This window comes from Streptomyces sp. RLA123, assembly GCF_056270165.1.
Genome location: NZ_JBWDOR010000003.1, coordinates 7,023,410 through 7,043,521, shown reverse-complemented (window position 1 = coordinate 7,043,521; position 20,112 = coordinate 7,023,410). Strand labels below are relative to the sequence as shown.

Here is a 20,112-nt window from a genome sequence, read left to right as displayed (position 1 = left end):
ATCATCGCTCCCAAGAGTCCTGGCGCTCCCCGACCGTGCCGGGCGGCCGGGAGGTCCAAATGCACATCCTGTTGGTGGCTTCGGCGTTCAGCAGCCTGACCCAGCGTGCCCTGGTGGAACTGACGGAACTCGGCCACAGCGTCGCCGTCGAGGTGACAGCGGACGGCGCGGCGCTGCGCGCGGCGGTGGCGCGGTACGAGCCGGAGCTGGTCATCGCGCCGATGCTCAGAACCGCGATCCCGCCGGACGTCTGCTCCACCCGCACCTGCCTGGTCGTGCACCCCGGGCCCCCCGGCGACCGGGGCCCGGCCTCGCTGGACCGGGCGATCCTGGAAGGCGCCACCACGTGGGGCGTGACGGTCCTCCAGGCGGAGGCCGAGATGGACGCCGGGGCGATCTGGGCCTCCGTCGGCTGCGCCGTGCCGCCGGTCGGCAAGAGCGACCTGTACCGGGGCGAGATCTCCGACGCCGCCATGGAGGCTGTCCTGCTGGCGGTCGACCGGGTCGCCTCCGGCACGTACCTCCCGCGTCCGCAGACCGACCCCGCGGTCCGCCCGCACGTCCGCACCCGGCCGGCCGTCACACAGGACGAGCGCCGGATCGACTGGGCCCGCGACACCACCGGCACCGTGCTGCGCAAGCTGCGCGCCGCCGACTCCCGGCCCGGCGTGCTGGACGAACTGCTCGGCGCCCGCTGGTTCCTGCACGGCGGCCACCAAGGGCAGCGGCTGCACGGCGAGCCCGGACAACTGCTGGCCACCCGGGCGGGCGCGGTGTGCCGCGCGACCTCGGACGGCGCGGTGTGGATCCCGCGGCTGCGGGCCCGCCGCTCCCCCGGCGGCCCCCGCACCTTCGCCCTGCCCGCGGTCACCGCGCTCGGCGCACTGCTGCCGGACCTTCCCGAGGTCCCCGCCCGGGACGCGCACGACGACGACTGGACGGACATCCGCTACCGCGAGCAGGGGGCCGCGGGCCTGCTCTCGTTCTCCCTCCCGGGCGGCGCCATGTCCACCGAGGTGTGCCACCGGCTGCTGGCGGCGTACCGGCACGCCTGCACACGGCCCACCACCGTGCTGGTGCTCGGCGGCGGACGGGACGTGTTCTCCAACGGCATCGACCTCAAAACCATCGAGGCCGCCAGCGACCCCGCCGCGGAGTCCTGGGCCAACATCACGGCCATGAACGACCTGGTCGAGGCGGTCCTCACCACCACCGACCGCCTCGTGGTCGCGGCACTCGGCGGCAACGCGGGCGCCGGCGGCGCCATGCTCGCCCTGGCCGCGGACGAGGTCTGGTGCCGCCAGGGCGTCGTGCTCAACCCGCACTACCGCCTGATGGGCCTGTACGGCTCGGAGTACTGGACGTACTCCCTGCCCCGCCGCGTCGGCCCCGACACGGCGCGACGGCTCACCGAACGGGCCCTGCCGGTCGGCGCCACGGAGGCGATGCGGCTGGGCCTGGTCGACCGGCTGCTGATGTGCGGGCCGCAGGACTTCGGCGCCGACGTGACCCGGCTGGCCGCCCGCCTGGCCGGCACCTCCGCCGCGCAGACCCGCGTCGCCGGCAAGAAGGCCGACCTCGAACGCCGCGAAGCGGCCCAGCCCCTGTCCGCCTACCGCGACGCGGAGCTCACCCGCATGCGCGCCACCTTCTCCGACCCCGCGGCCCCCTACCACGCCCTCCGCGCCGCCTTCGTCCGCGGCCGCACCACCCCCTGACCCACCGCGTCCGGGGCAATCCCCGCCGGCCCGTGCTCGGCTGCGGTGTCACCTGGCCCGAGTCATGAGCCGAGCCCACCCGGGCCGGGGTGGCGATCCGGGCGTGTGACCTGCTCCGGCGCCTTGACCCGTTGCCGTGGTCCGTCGACGCCGGCTCGCCTTGGGTGCCACCGGACGGCCCGGAGTCTGCTGTGGGCCCCTGGTCAGCTGGTCAGCTGGTCAGTGCAACGCCCACCGCTGCAACGAGGGACAAAGCGCCAAAGGCCGAGCATGTCCGTCCGCAGATCAGGTAGGCCTTCCGCCCGAAGGCCGTGACCCCTGCCGCCGCTTCGGACTCATCGAGGCGGGGCATTCACCCTTCCACTGACTCACCGTGTGGATGAGGTGGCCACCGGCCGGCAGGAACCCTGCTGCCATGAGGAACACATGGCCCGGCGACGGCGAACCTTGCTGTGCTGCGGCGCAGGAGCGGATCATTTCCCCTCCCGGTGGCGCTGCTATGAGGACGATCACCCCATCTCCCAGGTCGTTCGGTGCCGTCAAACGGCACCTGGGCCCGGGGCGCGGCGAAACCCCCTGCTGGGGCGCCCATGCCCACCATGGTTCACCAACTGCACGGACACGAAGGGGCACGGCCTGCTCCGGGCCCGAGAAACCGGCGCGACGATGTCGCCCCCGGGTCGGTAGGTTGGGCGAATGCCGCGCTCCGAGCTGGTTCTGGTCACCCTGGTCGACGCCCAGTCGGGGCAGGAACTCGCCCGTACCGAATACGCCGCCGCACAGCTGCCGGACTCCTTCGACACGGCGACACGGCTCGACATGGACGGAGCGTCCTGGACCGTCGTCAGGGCCGATCCGCCGACCGCGGCCGAATTCGTAACCGGTGGCAGCCTCGTACTGATGCTGAACCGGCTCACGTACGCGGACCCTCAGGAGATCAAGTACAGCCTGCCGACCTTCTTCGACCCACTGCCGCCGACCGAGCCTGTGACGAGCTTGGAGGGGCACTTCATGCTCCACGAGGACGACTGGCGACAGGTCGAGTTGACAGCCCGAGAGGTCATGGTCGAGGTCGACACCGAACTGCGCGCGATTCAGCAGATCCGCCGGGACCACTCCCGGGTCGTTGGTGCAGGGGCGTCCTCAGTGCGGATCTTCGAGCGGTTGCACATACGCCGGGCGCCCTCCACCCCCCTCCCGGGCGGGCTGCCGCAGCGAAGGCTGTTCGAGCTGCTGCCCGCCGCCACCAAATCGAACGTGGGCATGAATGGCGGGGGCGGCCCGGCCCGGCTGGTCGACTCGTTCGCCGCCGCCTTCGGCCCGCTCACGGTGTACGGCCGGACCGACGGCGACCGGGTCGTCGAGCTGTGCCTCGCCGGCTCGCTCGGCGACTTCCTCCCACCCGACACCACCGCGAAGTCGGTACAGGGCCTTGGCCGGCTGATGAGCGAGTTCGACCTGGTGCTGGTCGACTGGTGCGCCGGCCGACGACTCGACGCCGCCGATCTCGCCGCCTGGCTCGCGAAACCCCGCGACCGCCGGACGCCATAGGAACCGTGCGGCGCCGGCCGGACTCGTGGCGAGGCCGAATGCGCGGTGAGGACCAGGACCGGTTCGTCGCCCAGCGACCGCTGCCGAGCCGGCCCACGCGGCCCGCCGGTCCGGCTTCGCCCCGGTCCTGACGTCCGCCGCGCGAAGACGGATGTCCGAGCGCGCCCACGCCACGTCGCAGCCTCCCCGGGCGCCGAAGAGCCACCCATGGCACGCGCCACGGCGCAACCGCAGCCGGGCCCCTCCCCACACCCCCGGCGCCGCCGCGGACAGCCCCGATCCCGGCCGCACAAGCGTTCGCAAGCGTCACGCCGAAATCCGGGGCGATCAGCAGATCACCGGATTGGCCCTCTTCAACATCCCACTCCGGCGAGCCAGTCGCTATCAAGGGGAGGAGATGCCGTTATCTGGCATTTGACGCTCTCTGAGGAGGCATCCCCATGGATGCGACTGCTTCGACCACGAACGCCGCCGCCCCCACCCCGGCCGACGACGAGGCGCCGATCCACATTCTCTGGATCAACGCCGGGCTCAGCTGCGACGGCGACTCCGTGTCGCTCACCGCCGCGACGCTGCCCAGCATCGAGGAGATCGTCCTCGGCGGGCTTCCGGGCCTGCCGAAGATCGCCGTGCACTGGCCGCTGATCGACTTCGAATGCGGTCCGGTCGAGGGTGCAGACACCTTCATCGAGTGGTTCTTCAAGGCCGAGCGCGGCGAGATCGAGCCCTTCGTGCTGGTCGTCGAGGGATCCGTCCCCAACGAGTCGATCAAGGCCGAGGGCTACTGGTGCGGCTTCGGCGACGACCCGGCGACCGGCCAGCCCATCACCACCAGCGAGTGGATCGACCGCCTGGCACCCAAGGCCCTTGCGGTGGTCGCCATCGGCACCTGCGCCACGTACGGCGGCATCCACGCCATGGAGGGCAACCCGACCGGCGCCATGGGCGTGCCGGACTACCTGGGCTGGGAGTGGAAGTCCAAGGCCGGCATCCCCATCGTCTGCGTGCCCGGGTGCCCGATCCAGCCGGACAACTTCGCGGAGACGCTGACGTACCTGCTCTACCAGGCGGCCGGCTCCGCGCCGATGATCCCGCTGGACGACAAGCTGCGCCCGACGTGGCTGTTCGGCGCGACCGTCCACGAGGGCTGCGACCGGGCCGGCTACTACGAGCAGGGTCAGTTCGCCGACCGCTACGACTCCCCGCAGTGCCTGGTGAAGATCGGCTGCTGGGGCCCGGTGGTCAAGTGCAACGTCCCCAAGCGCGGCTGGATGGACGGCATCGGCGGCTGCCCCAACGTCGGCGGCATCTGCATCGCGTGCACCATGCCGGGCTTCCCGGACATGTTCATGCCGTTCATGGACGAACCGCCCGGTGCGCGGCTGTCCAGCACCGCCAGCGGCGTGTACGGCGCCGCGATCCGCCGGCTGCGCTCCATGACGGCCAAGACCGTCGACAACGAGCCCAAGTGGCGCCACACCGGCCGCAAGCTCACCACCGGCTACAAGGCGCCCTGGTGACCCCGCGGCACCCTACCGGCCACTGACCCCGGCCCACCGACCCCGGCCGCCGACCCCGGCCTCCCCCGCTTGACGAAGGGCACGCAGACACATGGCTCCGAAGACGAAGACGGCCGGAGACGGCAGTGGCCTGATGGAGATGTCCTGGGATCCGATCACCCGGATCGTGGGCAGCCTCGGCATCCACACGAAGATCGACTTCAAGCAGAAGCGGGTCGCCGAGTGCTACAGCACCTCGTCGGTCTTCCGCGGCTACAGCGTCTTCATGCGGGGCAAGGATCCGCGCGACGCGCACTTCATCACCAGCCGCATCTGCGGCATCTGCGGGGACAACCACGCCACCTGCTCGGTGTACGCGCAGAACATGGCGTACGGCGTCAAGCCGCCGCACCTCGGCGAGTGGATCATCAACCTCGGCGAGGCCGCGGAGTTCATGTTCGACCACAACATCTTCCAGGAGAACCTGGTCGGGGTCGACTACTGCGAGAAGATGGTCCGGGAGACCAACCCGGGCGTCCTGGAGCTCGCCGAGCGCACCGAGGCTCCGCACGCCGCGGAGCACGGCTACCGCACCATCGCCGACATCATGCGCTCGCTCAACCCGCTGGAGGGCGAGTTCTACCGCGAGGCGCTCCAAGTGAGCCGCTACACGCGGGAGATGTTCTGCCTGATGGAGGGCCGGCACGTCCACCCCTCCACGCTCTACGCGGGCGGCGTCGGCACCATCGCGTCGGTGCAGCTGTTCACCGACTACCTCACCCGGCTGATGCGGTACGTGGAGTTCATGAAGCGGGTCGTCCCGCTCCACGACGACCTCTTCGACTTCTTCTACGAAGCCCTGCCCGGCTACGAGGAGGTCGGCCGCCGCCGCATCATGCTCGGCTGCTGGGGCGCGTTCAACGACCCCGAGTACTGCGACTTCACGTACGCCAACATGACCGACTGGGGCCGGCGGATGTTCGTCTCCCCCGGCATCGTCGTGGACGGCAAGCTGGTCACCAACGACCTGACGCAGATCAACCTCGGCATCCGCATCCTCCTGGGCAGCTCGTACTACCAGGACTGGGAGGGCCAGGAGCAGTTCGTCACGCACGACCCGCTCGGCAACCCGGTCGACCCGCGCCACCCCTGGAACCAGCACACCATCCCGGCGCCGCAGAAAAGGGACTTCGACGACAAGTACAGCTGGGTCATGTCGCCGCGCTGGTTCGACGGCCAGGAGCACCTGGCCCTCGACACCGGCGGCGGCCCGCTGGCCCGCCTGTGGTCGACGGCGCTCAACGGGCTGGTCGACATCGGCTATGTGAAGGCCACCGGCCACAGCGTGGTCATCAACCTGCCCAAGACGCTGACCAAGCCGGAGACCACCTTCGAGTGGAAGATCCCGCAGTGGAGCAACGCCCTGGAGCGCAACCGGGCACGCACCTACTTCCAGGCGTACGCCGCCGCCTGCGCCCTGCACTTCACCGAGAAGGCGCTGGCGGAGGTCCGCGCGGGCCGCACACAGACCTGGGAGAAGTTCGAGGTGCCCGAGGAGAGCATCGGGGTGGGCTTCACCGAGGCGGTGCGCGGTGTGCTCTCGCACCACATGGTGATCCGCGGCGGCAAGATCGCCAACTACCACCCGTACCCGCCGACCCCGTGGAACGCCAGCGTGCGCGACACCTTCGGCACGCCCGGCCCCTACGAGGACGCGGTGCAGAACACCCCGATCTTCGAGGAGAACTCCCCGGAGAACTTCAAGGGCATCGACATCATGCGCGCCGTCCGCAGCTTCGACCCCTGTCTGCCGTGCGGTGTCCACATGTACGTCGGCGGCGGCCGCACCGTCCAGAAGCTGCACGTCCCCACCGGCCTGAGCGGCATGGCCGGATGAGCGCGGAACGGACCGCGCGGCGGATCGAGGAGATCCTGGACGGCCTCGCCGCCTCCGGCGACGGCGAGGCCGCGGCCGCCGCCGAGGAACTGGTGCGCACGCTCATGGAGTTCTACGGCGCGGGCCTGGCCCGCGCCGTGGAACTCCTGGAGAAGCGCGGCGCCGACCCCATGGCCGCGCTGCTCGCGGACGAGGTGGTGGCGGGCCTTCTCGTCCTGCACGACCTGCACCCGGAGGACACCCTCACGCGGGCCGGACGCGCGGTCCACGCCGCCCGGGCCGGCACCTCGGTGGACATCGAGCGCTTCGATCCCGACAGCGGCACGCTGCGGCTGGCCGCCCGCGAGGGCGGCGGCTGCGGGTGTTCCAGCACCATGGACGCCACGCGGCAGCGCATCGAGGCCGCGCTGTCGTGCTGGGCGCCCGAGGTGACCACGGTCGAGCTGCCGCAGGCCGCTCCGGCCGCCCGGGAACCCGCGCTGCTCCAGATCGGCACGCGCCCGCCGGGGGCGCCGTGAGCCCGCAGTCCCCGCCCGCGGCCGGGCTGCGCCGCTTCGTCGCCCCGCGCCCGGCCGCACCCGAGCGCTGCGAGCTGTGCGGGGTGACGCTGACGGGTCCTCACCGGCACCTGGTGGACATCGACCAACGCGCGCTGGCCTGTGCCTGCACGCCCTGCTCGCTGCTCTTCGACCGGCCCGGCGCGGGCGGCGGGCGCTTCGCCTCGGTGCCCGACCGCTACCTCTCCGACCCCGGCTCGGTACCGGACGCGGTCGCCTGGCAACGGCTGCGCATCCCGGTGTCCGTGGCCTTCTTCTTCCACAACGCCTCCCTCGACCGCCCCGTCGTGCTCTACCCGAGCCCGGCGGGCGCCACCGAGAGCGATGTCGACCCGGGCACCTGGGACGCCGTCTTCGGCGACTCCCCGCTGGCCCGCGCGCTGCGGCCGGACGTGGAGACGCTGCTGGTGCGTCGCGAGGACGACGGCGGCGAGTGCTACCTGACGCCGGTCGACCGGGCGTACGAACTCGTCGGCCGGCTGCGGCTGACCTGGCAGGGCTTCGACGGCGGGCCCGGTGCCCGCGCCGAGCTCGCCGCCTTCTTCGACGACCTACGACAGCGGGCGGCCCGAGCGCCGCGGGAAGGGAACCGGCCGTGACCGAGCTGGGCTTCACGTGCACGGGCGTACGGGCCGATCCGTACGCCGCGGGACCGACGCTCGTCTTCCGGCTGCGGATCACCGCCTCCGGCGGGGAGCGGGTGCACGCGATCGCGCTGCGCTGCCAGTTGCGCATCGAGCCGGCGCAGCGCGCGTACGCGCCGGAGGAGGCCGAGGGCCTGGGCGACCTCTTCGGCGAGCCGGAACGCTGGGGCAGCACCCTGCAACCGCTCCAGTTCGCCCAGGTGTCGGTGATGGTGCCCGGCTTCACCGGCGAGGTCGAGGTCGAACTGCCGGTGCCGTGCACCTACGACATGGACATCGCCTCCGCCAAGTACTTCGACGCGCTGCGGGAGGGGGAGGCGCCGCTGCTCATGCTCTTCTCCGGCACCGCCTTCCTCGGACCCGGCGGATTCCAGGTGCTGCCGGTGCCCTGGCACAAGGAGGCCACGTGCCGCCTGCCGGTGGCGGTGTGGCGGGAGACGATCGACGCGCACTTCCCCGGCTGCGGCTGGATCCGGCTGCCGCGCGGTTCCATGGACGCGTTGCGGTCCTTCCGCAGCCGGCACGCGCTGCCGTCCTGGGAGGCCACCGTCGAGGCCCTGCTCTCCGGAGCGGCACGGTGACGGCGGGCGCCGCGGAGGCGGCCGGCCCGACGCAGACCGCGCAGACGGCGCAGACCGAGGGGGCGGCCGAACGCTTCGACACCGCCCGCAAGGTGGCCGACGCCGTGCTCTTCGAGGGCTACGTCCTGTACCCGTACCGGGCGTCGTCGGCCAAGAACCGCATGCGCTGGCAGTTCGGCGTGCTCGTGCCCCCGGCGTGGGCGGCCGCCTCGGGCGAACCCGCCGCCCAGCGCACGCAGCTCCTCATGGAACCGCGCGCGGACGCCGTGCTCCACGCGGAGGTGCGCTTCCTGCACGCCCAGCGGCGCACCGTCCGGCGCCTGCTGCCGGACGGGTCGTACGAGCCGGTGGAGGAGCTGCAACTGCCCGACCGGGTCCTGGTGCCCTGGGACGAGGGCATCGAGGAACGCGTCGAACTGGCGGTCACGATGCCCGAGTTGACCGACGGCGGCATCACGCTCCCGTTCACCCTGCCCGCGGCCGGGACGACCGAGCCGGTCGAGGACGAGGACGGCGTGCGCGTGGGCGCGGTCGTACGGCGCAGGGAAGCGCTGGAAGGCGTCGTCCGGATCACCGCTGAGGAACTCCCGGGCCCCTACCGGGTCCTGCGGCTGACCGCCGTCGTCGAGAACACCGGCCCGGGCACCGCGGCCAGGCGCGAGGACGCGCTCCCGCACTCGCTGGTGTCGGCGCACCTGATGCTCGGGCTGACCGCGGGCTCCTTCGTCTCCATGACCGATCCGCCGCAGTGGGCGCGCGGGGCCGTCGCGGAGTGCCGCAACGAGCACACCTGGCCGGTGCTGGCCGGCGACGACGGAGCCGCCGACGTGGTGCTGTCCTCCCCCATCATCCTGGAGGACCATCCGCGCATCGCCCCGGAGAGCCTCGGCGCGATGTACGACGCCACCGAGATCGACGAGATCCTGGCCCTGCGCACCGCCGCCCTCACCGACGAGGAGAAGCGGCACGCCCGGGGCACCGACGACCGGGCCGCCGCCGTGATCGACCTGGCGGAGACCATGCCGCCGGAGGTGATGGAGCGTCTGCACGGCGCCGTACGGGCGCTGCGCGAGGTCACCGGGCAGGACCCGGTGCCGGCCGTGACCGCGCCGGACACGCCCTGGTGGGATCCGGGCGCCGACGCCTCGGTGGACCCGGCCCGCGACCGCGTGGTGATCGAGGGCAGGTCCGTCGGCGCGGGAAGCCGGGTCGTGCTGCGCCCCGGCAAGCGGCGCACCGACGCCCAGGACCTGTTCCTGCACGGGCGCGGCGCGCTGGTGGAGGCGGTGCTGCACGACGTGGACGGCGGTGTGCACCTGGCGGTCACCGTCGACGGCGACCCGGGCGCCGAACTCCGGCGGCTGCAGGGCCGGTTCCTGTACTTCCAGCCCGACGAACTGGCCCCGGCGGAGGAGGCGTGAGCGGCGGGGGCGTGCTGGTCGCCGGCATCGGCAACATCTTCCTGGGCGACGACGGCTTCGGCGTCGAGGTCGTACGGCGGCTGGCCGGGCACCCGCTGCCCGAGGGCGCCGAGGTCACCGACACCGGCGTCCGCGGGGTGCACCTGGCGTACCAGCTGCTGGACGGCTACCGCTGCGTGGTCCTGGTGGACGCCGTGCCGGGGGGCGAGCCGCCCGGCACCCTGCGGCTGATCGAAGTGCCGCCGCACCCGGTGGGCGACCCGGCGGAGCCGCCGGTCGTCGACGGCCACCGCATGACGCCGGACGCCGTCCTGGCACTGCTGGACACCCTCAGCGCCGGCACGGGCGCGGGCAGCCGGCCCGCGCGCGTGCTGGTCGTGGGCTGCGAACCGGCATGTCTGGACGAGGGCATCGGGCTGAGCGCACCCGTCGCCGCCGCCGTGGACGAGGCGGTGGGCCTCGTCCTGCGGGTCGTCGGCGAGGAGTGCGCGAGGACCGGCAGCCCGCACGCGGCGACCGCCCCCGCGGCCCGTCCGCAGTGAGCGGAACGGCCGAACAGACCGCACAGCACAAACAGCGGACACAGCGGACACAACGGACACAGCGGACACAACGGAACCACAGAAAGGAGCACCCGCCATGTGGAAGATCGTCCTCGGCGCGGTGGGAGCGGCCGCGGCCGTCCTCGCCATGTCACGCGTCCTGCCCGACGTGAAGCGCTACATGCACATCCGATCCATGTGAGGCCGAACGGGTACCCGCCGCCGGGCCGGCGGCGTGGCGGGCCGGGGGCCCGCCACGACCGGCCTGTAATGGAGCCGCGCGAGCCGGGGGTACCGCCCGGCGGCAGCCGGGGGCCCGGCCGGCACCCCACACCGGAGAAGAGACCGATGCACGAGATGTCCATCGCGATGGCGGTGGTGGAGCAGGTCGAGCAGGCCGCCGCCCGCCTGGCGGCCGACGGCGCCGCCCCGCAGGGCGTGCGGGAGGTCCGGCTGGAGGTGGGCGAACTCGCCGGTGTGCTCCCCGACTCCCTGTCCTTCTGCTTCGACCTCGCCTGCTCCGGCACCGTCCTCGAGGGCTCCTCCCTGTCGGCCGAGACCGTGCCGGGCCGGGCCCGGTGCGGCTCCTGCGACCACGCATGGCCGACCGGGCTGCCGCCGCAGCTGGGCTGTCCCCGCTGCGGCGCGGGCGCGTCGGAACTGCTGTCCGGCCGGGAACTGCGCATCACCGAGGTGCGGTGGGCCGACACCGTCACACCCGCCCCACCGTCCGCATCACTCGCCGAGGAGCGCTGACCGTCATGTGCAAAGTCACCGACCTGCAGCAGGCCGTGCTCGCCAGGAACGACCACGGCGCTCAGCACCTGCGCGAGGACCTGGCCGCGCGCGGGACCGTGATGGTGAACCTCCTGTCCAGCCCCGGCAGCGGCAAGACCGCCCTGCTGGAGGCCGAACTCGGCCTGGCCCGCCTGCGCGGCGTGCCGGTCGCCGCGCTCACCGCCGACCTGGCCACCGAGAACGACGCGGTGCGCCTGGGCCGTTCGGGCGCCCCGGTGCGGCAGGTGCTGACCGACGGGCTGTGCCACCTGGAGTCCGGGATGGTGCGCTCGCACATCGAGGCGTGGCTGCCCGAGGACACCCACCTGCTGTTCGTGGAGAACGTCGGCAACCTGGTGTGCCCTGCTTCCTACGATCTCGGCGAGTCGCTGCGCGTGGTCCTCGCCTCGGTCACCGAGGGCGAGGACAAGCCGCTGAAGTACCCCAGCGCCTTCGGACTGGCACAGCTGGTCGTGATCACCAAGTACGACATCGCGGCGGCCGTCGACTTCGACGAGAAGGCGTTCCTCGCCAACGTCGCCCAGGTGAACCCGGGTGTCGAGGTGGTCCGCACGTCGGTACGCGGCGGCGAGGGCGTGGGCGTGCTGCTGGAGCGGGCGCTCGCGGTGCGTGCCGGGGCCGCGGTCCACCGGCCCGTGATGACGCGTACGGCCGTCGGTCACGCGCACTGATGGCCGGCCGGCGGGCCCCTGCGGCCGACTCGGCCGCGCAGCGACGCAGGGTGCTGGTGCGGGGCGTGGTGCAGGGGGTCGGCTTCCGGCCGTTCGTCTTCGGACTGGCCCGGGAGCTCGGTCTGTCGGGGCACGTCGGCAACACCGGTGAGGGCGTGGTCGCGGAGGTCGAGGGCGCGCCCGCGGCCGTCGCGGCCTTCTGCGTCCGCGTCGGCACCGACGCCCCGCCGCTGGCGGTCGTCGAGTCCGTCTCGCACGCCGCGGTGCCGCTCGCCGGCGGCTCGGGCTTCTCCATCGCCGCCTCGCGGGCGGGCGAGGGCGCCGCGCGGACGCTGGTCTCCCCCGACACCGCGACCTGCGGGGCCTGTCTGGCGGAGCTGCGCGACCGGGGCGACCGCCGCTTCCGCCACCCGTTCATCACGTGCACGCACTGCGGCCCGCGCTTCACGATCGTCACCGCACTGCCCTACGACCGGGCCGGCACGACGATGGCCGGGTTCCCGATGTGCGGTGCCTGCCGGACCGAGTACGAGGACCCCGGCGACCGGCGCTTCCACGCCCAGCCGGTCTCCTGCCACGACTGCGGGCCGCGGCTGCGGCTGCTGGTGCGGCGCGGGCGCGGCACCGTGGAGGCGGCGGCACCCGATCCGCTCGGGGGCGCGCGGCGGCTGCTCGCGGACGGCGCGATCGTCGCCGTGAAGGGGCTCGGCGGCTACCACCTGGCGTGCGACGCGGGGAACGAGACGAGCGTACGGCTGCTGCGGACGCGCAAGAACCGGGGCGACAAGCCGTTCGCCCTGATGGCCGGGGACCTCGCGGACGTGGCGCGGCTGGCCCATGCGGACGCCGCGGAGCGGGAGTTGCTGGCCGGGACACGGCGGCCCATCGTGCTGCTGCGACGCCGGCCCGATGCGGAGGGTGTGGCGCCGGCCGTCGCGCCGCGGGTCGCCGACCTCGGTGTCCTGCTGCCGTACACCCCGGTGCACCATCTGCTGCTGGGGCTGCCCGGGGACCCGCCCGGCCCCCGGCTGCTGGTGATGACCAGCGGAAATCTGGGCGGCGAACCCATCGTCACCGACGACGAGGAGGCGCTGCGGCGGCTGGCGGGGCTCGCCGACGCGTGGCTGACGCACGACCGGCCGATCCATGTGCCCTGCGACGACTCGGTGGTGCGGATCTGCGACGGCGGTGAACTGCCCGTGCGGCGCTCACGGGGTTACGCGCCCTTCCCCGTGCCGCTGCCGGTGTCCGTGGTCCCGGCACTCGCCGTCGGCGGCGACCTGAAGAACACCTTCTGCGTGGGCGAGGGACGGCACGCCTGGATGTCGGCGCACGTCGGGGACATGGACGACCTGGCGACGCTGACCGCCTTCGGCGCCGCGGAGCGGCAGTTGGAGGACATCACCGGGGTGCGGCCGGTGCTGCTGGCCGCCGACCGGCACCCGGGCTACCGGTCGGTGGGCTGGGCGCGGCGCGCGGCCGGGGAGCGTCCGCTGCGGCAGGTGCAGCACCACCACGCGCACGTCGCCGCGGCGATGGCCGAGGCCGGGCTGGACGGGACGGCGCCGGTGCTCGGCGTCGCCTTCGACGGCACCGGTCACGGCGACGACGGCGCCGTCTGGGGCGGGGAGTTCCTGCTCGCCGACTACGACGGCTTCCGGCGCGCGGCCCACCTCGCCTACGTGCCGCTGCCGGGCGGGGACGCCGCGGTGCGCCGGCCCTACCGGATGGCTCTGGCGCATCTGCGGGCGGCGGGACTGCCCTGGGCGGCCGACCTGCCGTGCGTGGCGGCCTGCCCGCAGGACGAACTCCAGCTGCTGGCGACACAGTTGGAGCGTGATCTGCTCTGCGTTCCCACCTCGAGCATGGGCCGGCTCTTCGACGCCGTCTCCGCACTGGCCGGGGTGTGCCAGGAGGCAGGGTACGAGGCGCAGGCCGCCGTGGAACTCGAGGCCGCCGCCGTTGCCGCGGGCGAATTGCCCCGGGAGGGTTACGCGTTCGCGCTGCGTGACGGCGGCGGCGTGGACGGCGCCACCGCCTGCGAACCGGGCCCGGTACTCGCGGCCGTCGTCGCGGACCTGCGCCGCGGCGTTCCGGCGGGCGTCGTCGCGGGCCGTTTCCACCGGGCGGTGGCGGACCTCGTACACCGGGTGTGCGCCGCCGTACGGGACCGCGACGGCATCGGGACGGTCGCGCTGAGCGGCGGCGTCTTCGCCAACGCGCTGCTGTCCACGGCCTGCGCGGGCGCGCTGCGCGCGGACGGCTTCGAGGTACTGCTCCACCGCCTGGTGCCGCCGAACGACGGCGGCCTGGCGCTCGGCCAACTCGTCGCCGCGGCTCGCGGCGACGGCCCCCGGACCCCCCACCCAGAGCGAGGAGACAGCTGATGTGCCTGGCGGTACCCGGCAAGGTGCTGGAGATCGAGGAACGTGACGGGACCAGGATGGCGACCGTCGACTTCGGCGGCGTGATCAAGGAAGTGTGCCTGGAGTACCTGCCCGATCTGGAGGTCGGCGAGTACGCCATCGTCCACGTCGGCTTCGCGCTTCAGCGCCTGGACGAGGAGTCGGCGCGGCAGACGCTCGCCCTCTTCGGGAACCTGGGGCTGCTGGAGGAGGAGTTCGGCGACCCCTGGCAGCAGGCGGCGTCCGAGGCGGGCACCACCCCGGCCGGCACCGCTTCGGCGGAGGCGGACCGGTGAAGTACATCGAGGAGTTCCAGGACCCCGGACTGGCCAAGCGGCTGCTGGACGACATCCGTGCGACCGTGACCCGCCCCTGGGCGCTGATGGAGGTGTGCGGCGGCCAGACCCACACCATCATCCGGCACGGCATCGACCAGTTGCTACCCCCGGAGGTCGAGCTCATCCACGGGCCCGGCTGCCCGGTGTGCGTGACGCCGCTGGAGGTCATCGACAAGGCCCTGGAGATCGCCTCCCGGCCCGACGTGATCTTCTGTTCGTTCGGCGACATGCTGCGCGTGCCCGGCACCGGCCGCGACCTGTTCCGGGTGCGCAGCGAGGGCGGCGACGTGCGCGTGGTCTACTCCCCGCTCGACGCGCTGCGCGTCGCGCGGGAGAACCCGGACCGCCAGGTGGTGTTCTTCGGCATCGGCTTCGAGACCACCGCCCCTCCCAACGCCATGACGGTCCATCAGGCCCGCAGGCTCGGCATCCGCAACTTCAGCCTGCTGGTCTCGCACGTCCGGGTGCCCCCCGCGATCGAGGCGATCATGCGGTCGCCCCAGGTGCGGGTGCAGGCGTTCCTGGCCGCCGGGCACGTGTGCAGCGTGATGGGGACGGAGGAGTACCCGGAGCTGGCGGACGGCTTCGGCGTGCCGATCGTCGTCACCGGTTTCGAACCGCTGGACATCCTGGAGGGGGTGCGCCGCACCGTGCGCCAGCTGGAGCGCGGCGAGCACTCCGTCGAGAACGCCTACCCGCGGGCCGTCCGGCCCGAGGGCAACGCGGCGGCCAAGGCGATGCTCGCGGACGTCTTCGAGGTCACCGATCGCGCGTGGCGCGGTATCGGCGTCATCCCGGACAGCGGCTGGCGGCTCTCCCCGCGGTACCGGGAGTTCGACGCGGAACACCGCTTCGAGGTCACCGGCATCACCACCCGGGAGCCGGCCGCCTGCCGCAGCGGCGAGGTCCTGCAGGGCCTGATCAAGCCGCACGAGTGCGAGGCGTTCGGCACCGCCTGCACCCCCCGCAACCCGCTGGGCGCGACGATGGTCTCCAGCGAGGGGGCCTGCGCCGCCTACTACCTCTACCGCCGGCTCGGCGGCACCAGCGCACCCCTGGAGGCGAGCCCCGTTGGCTGAGATCGCTGACACCCTTGCCACGCCGGACTTCTCCGGCTGGACCTGCCCCGCGCCGCTGCGCGACCAGCCCCGGGTGGTGATGGGGCACGGCGGCGGCGGGGCGCTCTCCGCCGAACTCGTCCGGCACGTCTTCGCCCCGGCCTTCGGCGGTACCGTGCTGGCCCAGCTCGCCGACTCCGCGGTGGTCCCGCTCGGCGGCGCGCGGCTGGCGTTCTCCACGGACTCCTACGTGGTGCGGCCGCTGTTCTTCCCCGGCGGCAGCATCGGCGACCTGGCCGTCAACGGCACGGTCAACGACCTCGCGATGAGCGGCGCCCGGCCGGCCTTCCTGTCCTGCGGGTTCATCCTGGAGGAGGGCGTGGAGATGCCCCTGGTCGCCCGGGTCGCCGAGGCGATCGGTGCGGCCGCCCGTGCCGCCGGGGTCGAGATCGTCACCGGGGACACCAAGGTCGTCGAGTCCGGGCACGGCGACGGGATCTACATCAACACCGCCGGCATCGGGCTGGTACCCGAGGGCGTCGACATCCGGCCGCAACGCGCGGTGCCGGGTGACGTCGTCATCGTCAGCGGGGAGATCGGGGCGCACGGCGTCGCCGTCATGAGCGTGCGCGAGGGGCTGGAGTTCGGCGTCGAGATCGAGAGCGACTGCGCCCCGCTGAACGGCCTCGTCGAGGCGATGCTCGCGGTGACGACCGATCTCCACGTGCTGCGCGACCCCACCCGGGGCGGGCTCGCCGCGGCGCTCAACGAGATCGCCGCCGCCTCGGGGACCGGCGTCGTCATCGACGAGCGCGCGGTGCCCGTGCCCTCCGCCGTCGCCAACGCGTGCGCGGTACTCGGTCTGGACCCGATGTACGCGGCCAACGAGGGCAAACTCGTCGCCTTCGTCCCCCGGGCCCACGCGGACGGGGTGCTGGCAGCCCTGCGCGCGCACCCGCTGGGGGCGCGCGCGGCCGTGATCGGCGAGTGCGTCGAGGACCACGCCGGCATGGTCGTCGCGCGCACCGGGCTCGGCGGGACGAGGGTGGTCGACCTGCCGCTGGGTGAACAACTGCCCCGGATCTGCTGACCGTTCGCGACCGCGGCCGGGTGCGGGCGTCCCGCTCCCGGCCGCGGCCGCCGGCAGGGATGCGCCCGGCCGTCCGGGGCAGCAGGGGAAGGACGGCAGGACACGGCCGTGCCGCAACCGACGCCGCCCGAGGAGAACGCCATGACCTTCCAGCACCCGGTGGAACGCACCGACGAACGCGGCCGCGGCGGCCGTTTCGAGCGGCTGTCCGAGGGAGCCTCGAACTTCACCGCCTCCCCCGCCTTCTACACGGTGTGTGTCGTCATGGTGGCCGCCTTCGTCGTCGTACACGTCCTCGGGCTGCCGCTGAACTGGCAGTTGTTCACCGCGGACCTGATGACGGCCGTCACCTTGCTCCTTCTGGCGCTCCTGAAGAACTCCGAGCGCCGCGCGGAGCACGCCCTCCAGACCAAACTGGACGCGATCGCCGCCGCCCTGCTGGAGCAGGGCGGCAGCTCGCACGCCGCGCGCGACACGCTGCGCAAGGTGATCGGCATCCACGAGGAGGCCTGAGAGCGGGTCAGCCGGTGACGCTCGCGGCGCCGGTCTCCAGGTGACCGGTGAAGCGGCGCGACCAGGACGCGTCGGAGCCGATCGTGACCGTGAAGTCGTACCAGCCGGAGGAGTACGCGACGGCGTTGAAGAAGTCGTCGGTGCTGCCGCCGGCGGGAACGGTGTAGGTCCAGGGGCCGTCGGTGCGGTACTGGTTCGCCCTGATGGTGAAGGTGACGGCGGCGGCCGAGGTGTTGGTCATGCGGAACCGGACCGCCTGCTTGCCCGTGTCGGGGGCGGCCGCGTACGAGGGGACGACCTCGCAGGCCTTGCCCGCGGCCTTGGCGTCGCCGGTGAAGCGGCGCAGGAAGCGGTTGGGGCCGACGAGCGTCAGGTCGTACTTGCCGTCGCCGTAGCCGGAGCCGATGTTGAAGTAGTCGCTGCCGGTCCCGCCCGCGTCGATCGTGTACTGCCAGGGCACGCGGCTGCGGTAGGCGTTGGGGTGGAGGGAGAAGTGCGCGGCGCCGGTGGCCTGGGGGCCCTGGTTGCTCATGGCGATCCAGGCGAGGATCGTGCCTCCGCTGCCGAACTCGAGCCGGTCCAGGTACCCGTTCGGCTGGTAGGGCAGGGCGCGGGCCGGCCGGGTGCCCGCCTCCTGGACGGGCAGCGCGTTGTCGGTGGGCTTGGGGTTGGGCAGCGGCGCGCAGGTGTTGATGCCGATGACGGATGTCGCGGGCAGGGCGGGAAGGCCGCCCACGGGCGCGGTGAAGTCGAAGCAGCGGGTCAGGTCGCCGGTGACCTTGCGGCGCCAGTCGCTGATGTTGGGGCTGGTGGCGGGCGTGCCCAGGGCGGCGGTCCAGCGTTCCATGAAGCGGATCACGGAGGTGTGGTCGTACACCTCGGAGGACACCCAGCCGCCGCGCGTCCAGGGCGAGACGACGATCATCGGGACGCGGAAGCCCAGTCCGTACGGCGTGCCGCTCAGGAACTCCCCGGCCGTGCCGGCCGGCGGAGACGGCGGCGGGACGTGGTCGAAGTAGCCGTCGTTCTCGTCGTAGTTGAGGAAGAGCACGGTCGAGTCGAGGACCGCCGGGTTCGCGCTCAGGGCCTGGAGCACCTGGTGCACGAAGTGGGCGCCGTCTCCGGGCGGGGCGTAGGGGTGCTCGGAGAAGGCCTGGTTGGGGACGATCCAGGAGACCTGGGGCAGCGTGCCGGCCAGCACGTCGGCCTTGATGGCGGCCACGATGTCGTCCGGGGTCGATCCGGTCACCCGCGGGACGGAGGCCATGCCGCGGTCGTGCAGCGGGGTGCCGGCGGCGGCCTGGGTGAACTGCTTGAAGTACGCCAGTCCGTTGTCGCCGTAGTTGTCGTCGGCGTTCTGGTAGACCCGCCAGCTCACCCCGGCGTTCTGCAGGGCCTCGGCGTACGTCTGCCAGGTCAGGCCCGACTCGTCGCCGCCGTCGTGGCTGGAGGAGTCCACCTTCCCGCTCCACAGGTACGTCCGGTTGGGCCCGGTCGCGCTCAGCGTGGAGGAGTAGTAGGCGTCGCAGATGGTGTAGGCGTCCGCGAGGGCGTAGTGGAAGGGGATGTCGGCCCGGTTGAGGTGGCCCAGGGAGCGCACATTGCCGACACCGGAGACCCAGGAGTCCAGGGCGCCCTTGTTCCACGCGGCGTGCTGGGAGGACCAGCTGTGCGGCAGGTCGCCGTTGCACTGGGCGAGCGTCTCGGGGTCGGCGCCCCCGGCGGCCGGTGTGGCACTGAGCCGCCAGGGGTACTGGCGTCCGGTGCCGTTCGGCTGGTTGAAGACCGGCTGGCCCCCGGACAGGGTGATCGTGGCCCGGTCGCCGAAGCCGCGCACGCCCTTGAGCGTCCCGAAGTAGTGGTCGAAACTGCGGTTCTCCTGCATCAGCACGACCACGTGCCGTACATCGGCGATGGTCCCGACGGCGGCTGCCGCCTGCTGTTGCGGCGCCGCGGCCGCCCCGCCCGTCTGCGTGACAGCGGCCCCCGCGGCTGCCCCCGCGGACAGTGCCACGAACTTCCGGCGACTGATACCCGTCATCCCACCGATCCTTGTCGACTCGACGTCAGGTGCGTGTGATCGCAGGCAAGGGTGCCGCCGGACGGCGCGGGGGACCAGGGGTTCGTGGCGGCGGGCACGGGTCCGCCGGGTGAATGTCCGGGGAACACCGCGGCGACCGGGCTTTTTCCCGCCTTCGGGTGGCGTCCGGCGTCCGAACGGAAGAGTCTGGGAGGCAGGGGGGGCACGCGGCCCGCGAGGCGGCGCGCCGACGTCGGTGGTGGCGGCGCGTGAGCGAGGAGACGGACATGAGCGACAACGACATGGGTGATGAGGTCTACCAGCCGGACGGGTCCGAGGTGCAGGACGACGCCGGGTTGCTGGAGCCCGAGGACACGCTGGACTACCACGGCGTCGACCAGGTGCTCGACGAGGGCTACTCACCGCCGGAGCGGCCCTGGGCGGTGAACAAGGCGGCCACCACCGCGGAGGGCCGCCTGCGGGGGGAGACGCTGGACGAGCGACTGGCCGAGGAACTTCCGGAGCTGGCCGTCCCCACCGGTGACGGCATCGGTGACGCCTCGGACACCGACGGTGAGCTGATCGACGACGAGGTCGGCGGGCCGCGCGCCGGCCGGCTGGTCGCCCCCGACGAGGGCGCGCACTACGAGACCGATGGCATGGTCGCCTACGACATCGGTGTCGACGGGGCCGCCGCCTCCGCCGAGGAGGCCGCGATGCACCTGGTGCGGGGCACCGAGGAGTACTGATTTCTTCGGGAACCGGTGCGTGACGCCGGGCGCACGGCCGGACGCCCCCGGGCGCAACGG

The 20,112-nt window shown here is 72.9% G+C and carries 19 protein-coding genes; 18 read left to right on the top strand and 1 reads right to left on the bottom strand.

Annotation, left to right across the window (positions count from 1 at the left end):
- Window positions 1-59: 59 nt before the first annotated feature.
- The 17 genes from RV983_RS32380 (at window position 60) to RV983_RS32300 (ending at window position 17,283) form a co-directional block, all read left to right on the top strand.
- A complete protein-coding gene (locus RV983_RS32380) occupies window positions 60-1,718 on the top strand; it encodes a hydrogenase maturation protein (RefSeq protein WP_475989259.1) in 1,659 nt (552 codons plus the stop codon).
- Between the two features lie 696 nt (window positions 1,719-2,414).
- Window positions 2,415-3,269: a hypothetical protein gene (locus RV983_RS32375; RefSeq protein WP_475989258.1), complete on the top strand. Its 855-nt coding sequence runs from the start codon at window positions 2,415-2,417 to the stop codon at window positions 3,267-3,269.
- Window positions 3,270-3,709: 440 nt separating this feature from the next.
- Window positions 3,710-4,789 (top strand): NADH-quinone oxidoreductase subunit B family protein, encoded by a 1,080-nt coding sequence (locus tag RV983_RS32370; RefSeq protein ID WP_475989257.1) that lies wholly within the window; start codon window positions 3,710-3,712, stop codon window positions 4,787-4,789.
- Window positions 4,790-4,880: 91 nt separating this feature from the next.
- Window positions 4,881-6,665 carry a nickel-dependent hydrogenase large subunit gene (locus tag RV983_RS32365; protein ID WP_475989256.1) on the top strand — a complete coding sequence of 595 codons (1,785 nt, stop codon included), beginning with the start codon at window positions 4,881-4,883 and terminating at the stop codon, window positions 6,663-6,665.
- The gene (locus tag RV983_RS32360) at window positions 6,662-7,183 is read left to right on the top strand and encodes a hypothetical protein (protein WP_475989255.1); all 522 of its coding nucleotides are present in this window, start codon (window positions 6,662-6,664) and stop codon (window positions 7,181-7,183) included. Before RV983_RS32365 ends, RV983_RS32360 begins: the two co-directional genes overlap by 4 nt.
- On the top strand, window positions 7,180-7,821 hold the full coding sequence (locus RV983_RS32355; RefSeq protein WP_475989254.1) for a DUF5947 family protein: 642 nt from the start codon (window positions 7,180-7,182) through the stop codon (window positions 7,819-7,821). The genes RV983_RS32360 and RV983_RS32355 overlap by 4 nt, the downstream gene beginning before the upstream one ends.
- Window positions 7,818-8,447: a DUF6084 family protein gene (locus RV983_RS32350; RefSeq protein WP_475989253.1), complete on the top strand. Its 630-nt coding sequence runs from the start codon at window positions 7,818-7,820 to the stop codon at window positions 8,445-8,447. The genes RV983_RS32355 and RV983_RS32350 overlap by 4 nt, the downstream gene beginning before the upstream one ends.
- The gene (locus RV983_RS32345) at window positions 8,444-9,868 is read left to right on the top strand and encodes a hypothetical protein (protein ID WP_475989252.1); all 1,425 of its coding nucleotides are present in this window, start codon (window positions 8,444-8,446) and stop codon (window positions 9,866-9,868) included. Before RV983_RS32350 ends, RV983_RS32345 begins: the two co-directional genes overlap by 4 nt.
- Window positions 9,865-10,410, top strand: coding sequence for a hydrogenase maturation protease (locus RV983_RS32340; protein WP_475989251.1), 546 nt, complete (start codon window positions 9,865-9,867; stop codon window positions 10,408-10,410). The genes RV983_RS32345 and RV983_RS32340 overlap by 4 nt, the downstream gene beginning before the upstream one ends.
- 97 nt (window positions 10,411-10,507) lie before the next feature.
- Entirely contained in the window at window positions 10,508-10,612 is a 105-nt protein-coding gene (locus RV983_RS32335) for a DUF6893 family small protein (protein ID WP_475989250.1), read from the top strand.
- A gap of 146 nt (window positions 10,613-10,758) precedes the next feature.
- Window positions 10,759-11,166, top strand: coding sequence for a hydrogenase maturation nickel metallochaperone HypA/HybF (locus RV983_RS32330; RefSeq protein ID WP_475989249.1), 408 nt, complete (start codon window positions 10,759-10,761; stop codon window positions 11,164-11,166).
- A gap of 5 nt (window positions 11,167-11,171) precedes the next feature.
- On the top strand, window positions 11,172-11,879 hold the full coding sequence (gene hypB, locus RV983_RS32325; protein ID WP_475989248.1) for a hydrogenase nickel incorporation protein HypB: 708 nt from the start codon (window positions 11,172-11,174) through the stop codon (window positions 11,877-11,879).
- Entirely contained in the window at window positions 11,879-14,266 is a 2,388-nt protein-coding gene (gene hypF / locus RV983_RS32320) for a carbamoyltransferase HypF (protein WP_475989247.1), read from the top strand. The genes hypB and hypF overlap by 1 nt, the downstream gene beginning before the upstream one ends.
- The gene (locus RV983_RS32315) at window positions 14,266-14,580 is read left to right on the top strand and encodes a HypC/HybG/HupF family hydrogenase formation chaperone (RefSeq protein WP_475989246.1); all 315 of its coding nucleotides are present in this window, start codon (window positions 14,266-14,268) and stop codon (window positions 14,578-14,580) included. Before hypF ends, RV983_RS32315 begins: the two co-directional genes overlap by 1 nt.
- Window positions 14,577-15,701 (top strand): hydrogenase formation protein HypD, encoded by a 1,125-nt coding sequence (gene hypD, locus RV983_RS32310; RefSeq protein WP_475989245.1) that lies wholly within the window; start codon window positions 14,577-14,579, stop codon window positions 15,699-15,701. Before RV983_RS32315 ends, hypD begins: the two co-directional genes overlap by 4 nt.
- 1 nt (window position 15,702) lies before the next feature.
- Window positions 15,703-16,770, top strand: coding sequence for a hydrogenase expression/formation protein HypE (hypE, locus tag RV983_RS32305; protein ID WP_475990524.1), 1,068 nt, complete (start codon window positions 15,703-15,705; stop codon window positions 16,768-16,770).
- 108 nt (window positions 16,771-16,878) lie between these two features.
- Entirely contained in the window at window positions 16,879-17,283 is a 405-nt protein-coding gene (locus tag RV983_RS32300; protein WP_475989244.1) for a low affinity iron permease family protein, read from the top strand.
- A gap of 7 nt (window positions 17,284-17,290) precedes the next feature.
- Here the strand turns inward: RV983_RS32300 and RV983_RS32295 are convergent, their stop codons facing one another.
- A complete protein-coding gene (locus tag RV983_RS32295; protein ID WP_475989243.1) occupies window positions 17,291-19,324 on the bottom strand; it encodes a phosphocholine-specific phospholipase C in 2,034 nt (677 codons plus the stop codon).
- Between the two features lie 266 nt (window positions 19,325-19,590).
- Between RV983_RS32295 and RV983_RS32290 the strand changes: the two genes are divergently transcribed.
- The gene (locus RV983_RS32290; RefSeq protein WP_475989242.1) at window positions 19,591-20,052 is read left to right on the top strand and encodes a DUF5709 domain-containing protein; all 462 of its coding nucleotides are present in this window, start codon (window positions 19,591-19,593) and stop codon (window positions 20,050-20,052) included.
- Window positions 20,053-20,112 lie beyond the last annotated feature (60 nt).

What these genes read in the sequence shown, in the direction of transcription:
- RV983_RS32380 (WP_475989259.1), top strand. Translation starts at nt 60, where the DNA reads ATGCACATCCTGTTGGTGGCTTCGGCGTTCAGCAGCCTGACCCAGCGT.
- RV983_RS32375 (WP_475989258.1), top strand. Translation starts at nt 2,415, where the DNA reads ATGCCGCGCTCCGAGCTGGTTCTGGTCACCCTGGTCGACGCCCAGTCG.
- RV983_RS32370 (WP_475989257.1), top strand. Translation starts at nt 3,710, where the DNA reads ATGGATGCGACTGCTTCGACCACGAACGCCGCCGCCCCCACCCCGGCC.
- RV983_RS32365 (WP_475989256.1), top strand. Translation starts at nt 4,881, where the DNA reads ATGGCTCCGAAGACGAAGACGGCCGGAGACGGCAGTGGCCTGATGGAG.
- RV983_RS32360 (WP_475989255.1), top strand. Translation starts at nt 6,662, where the DNA reads ATGAGCGCGGAACGGACCGCGCGGCGGATCGAGGAGATCCTGGACGGC.
- RV983_RS32335 (WP_475989250.1), top strand. Translation starts at nt 10,508, where the DNA reads ATGTGGAAGATCGTCCTCGGCGCGGTGGGAGCGGCCGCGGCCGTCCTC.
- RV983_RS32330 (WP_475989249.1), top strand. Translation starts at nt 10,759, where the DNA reads ATGCACGAGATGTCCATCGCGATGGCGGTGGTGGAGCAGGTCGAGCAG.
- hypB (WP_475989248.1), top strand. Translation starts at nt 11,172, where the DNA reads ATGTGCAAAGTCACCGACCTGCAGCAGGCCGTGCTCGCCAGGAACGAC.
- hypF (WP_475989247.1), top strand. Translation starts at nt 11,879, where the DNA reads ATGGCCGGCCGGCGGGCCCCTGCGGCCGACTCGGCCGCGCAGCGACGC.
- RV983_RS32315 (WP_475989246.1), top strand. Translation starts at nt 14,266, where the DNA reads ATGTGCCTGGCGGTACCCGGCAAGGTGCTGGAGATCGAGGAACGTGAC.
- RV983_RS32295 (WP_475989243.1), bottom strand. Translation starts at nt 19,324, where the DNA reads ATGACGGGTATCAGTCGCCGGAAGTTCGTGGCACTGTCCGCGGGGGCA.
- RV983_RS32290 (WP_475989242.1), top strand. Translation starts at nt 19,591, where the DNA reads ATGAGCGACAACGACATGGGTGATGAGGTCTACCAGCCGGACGGGTCC.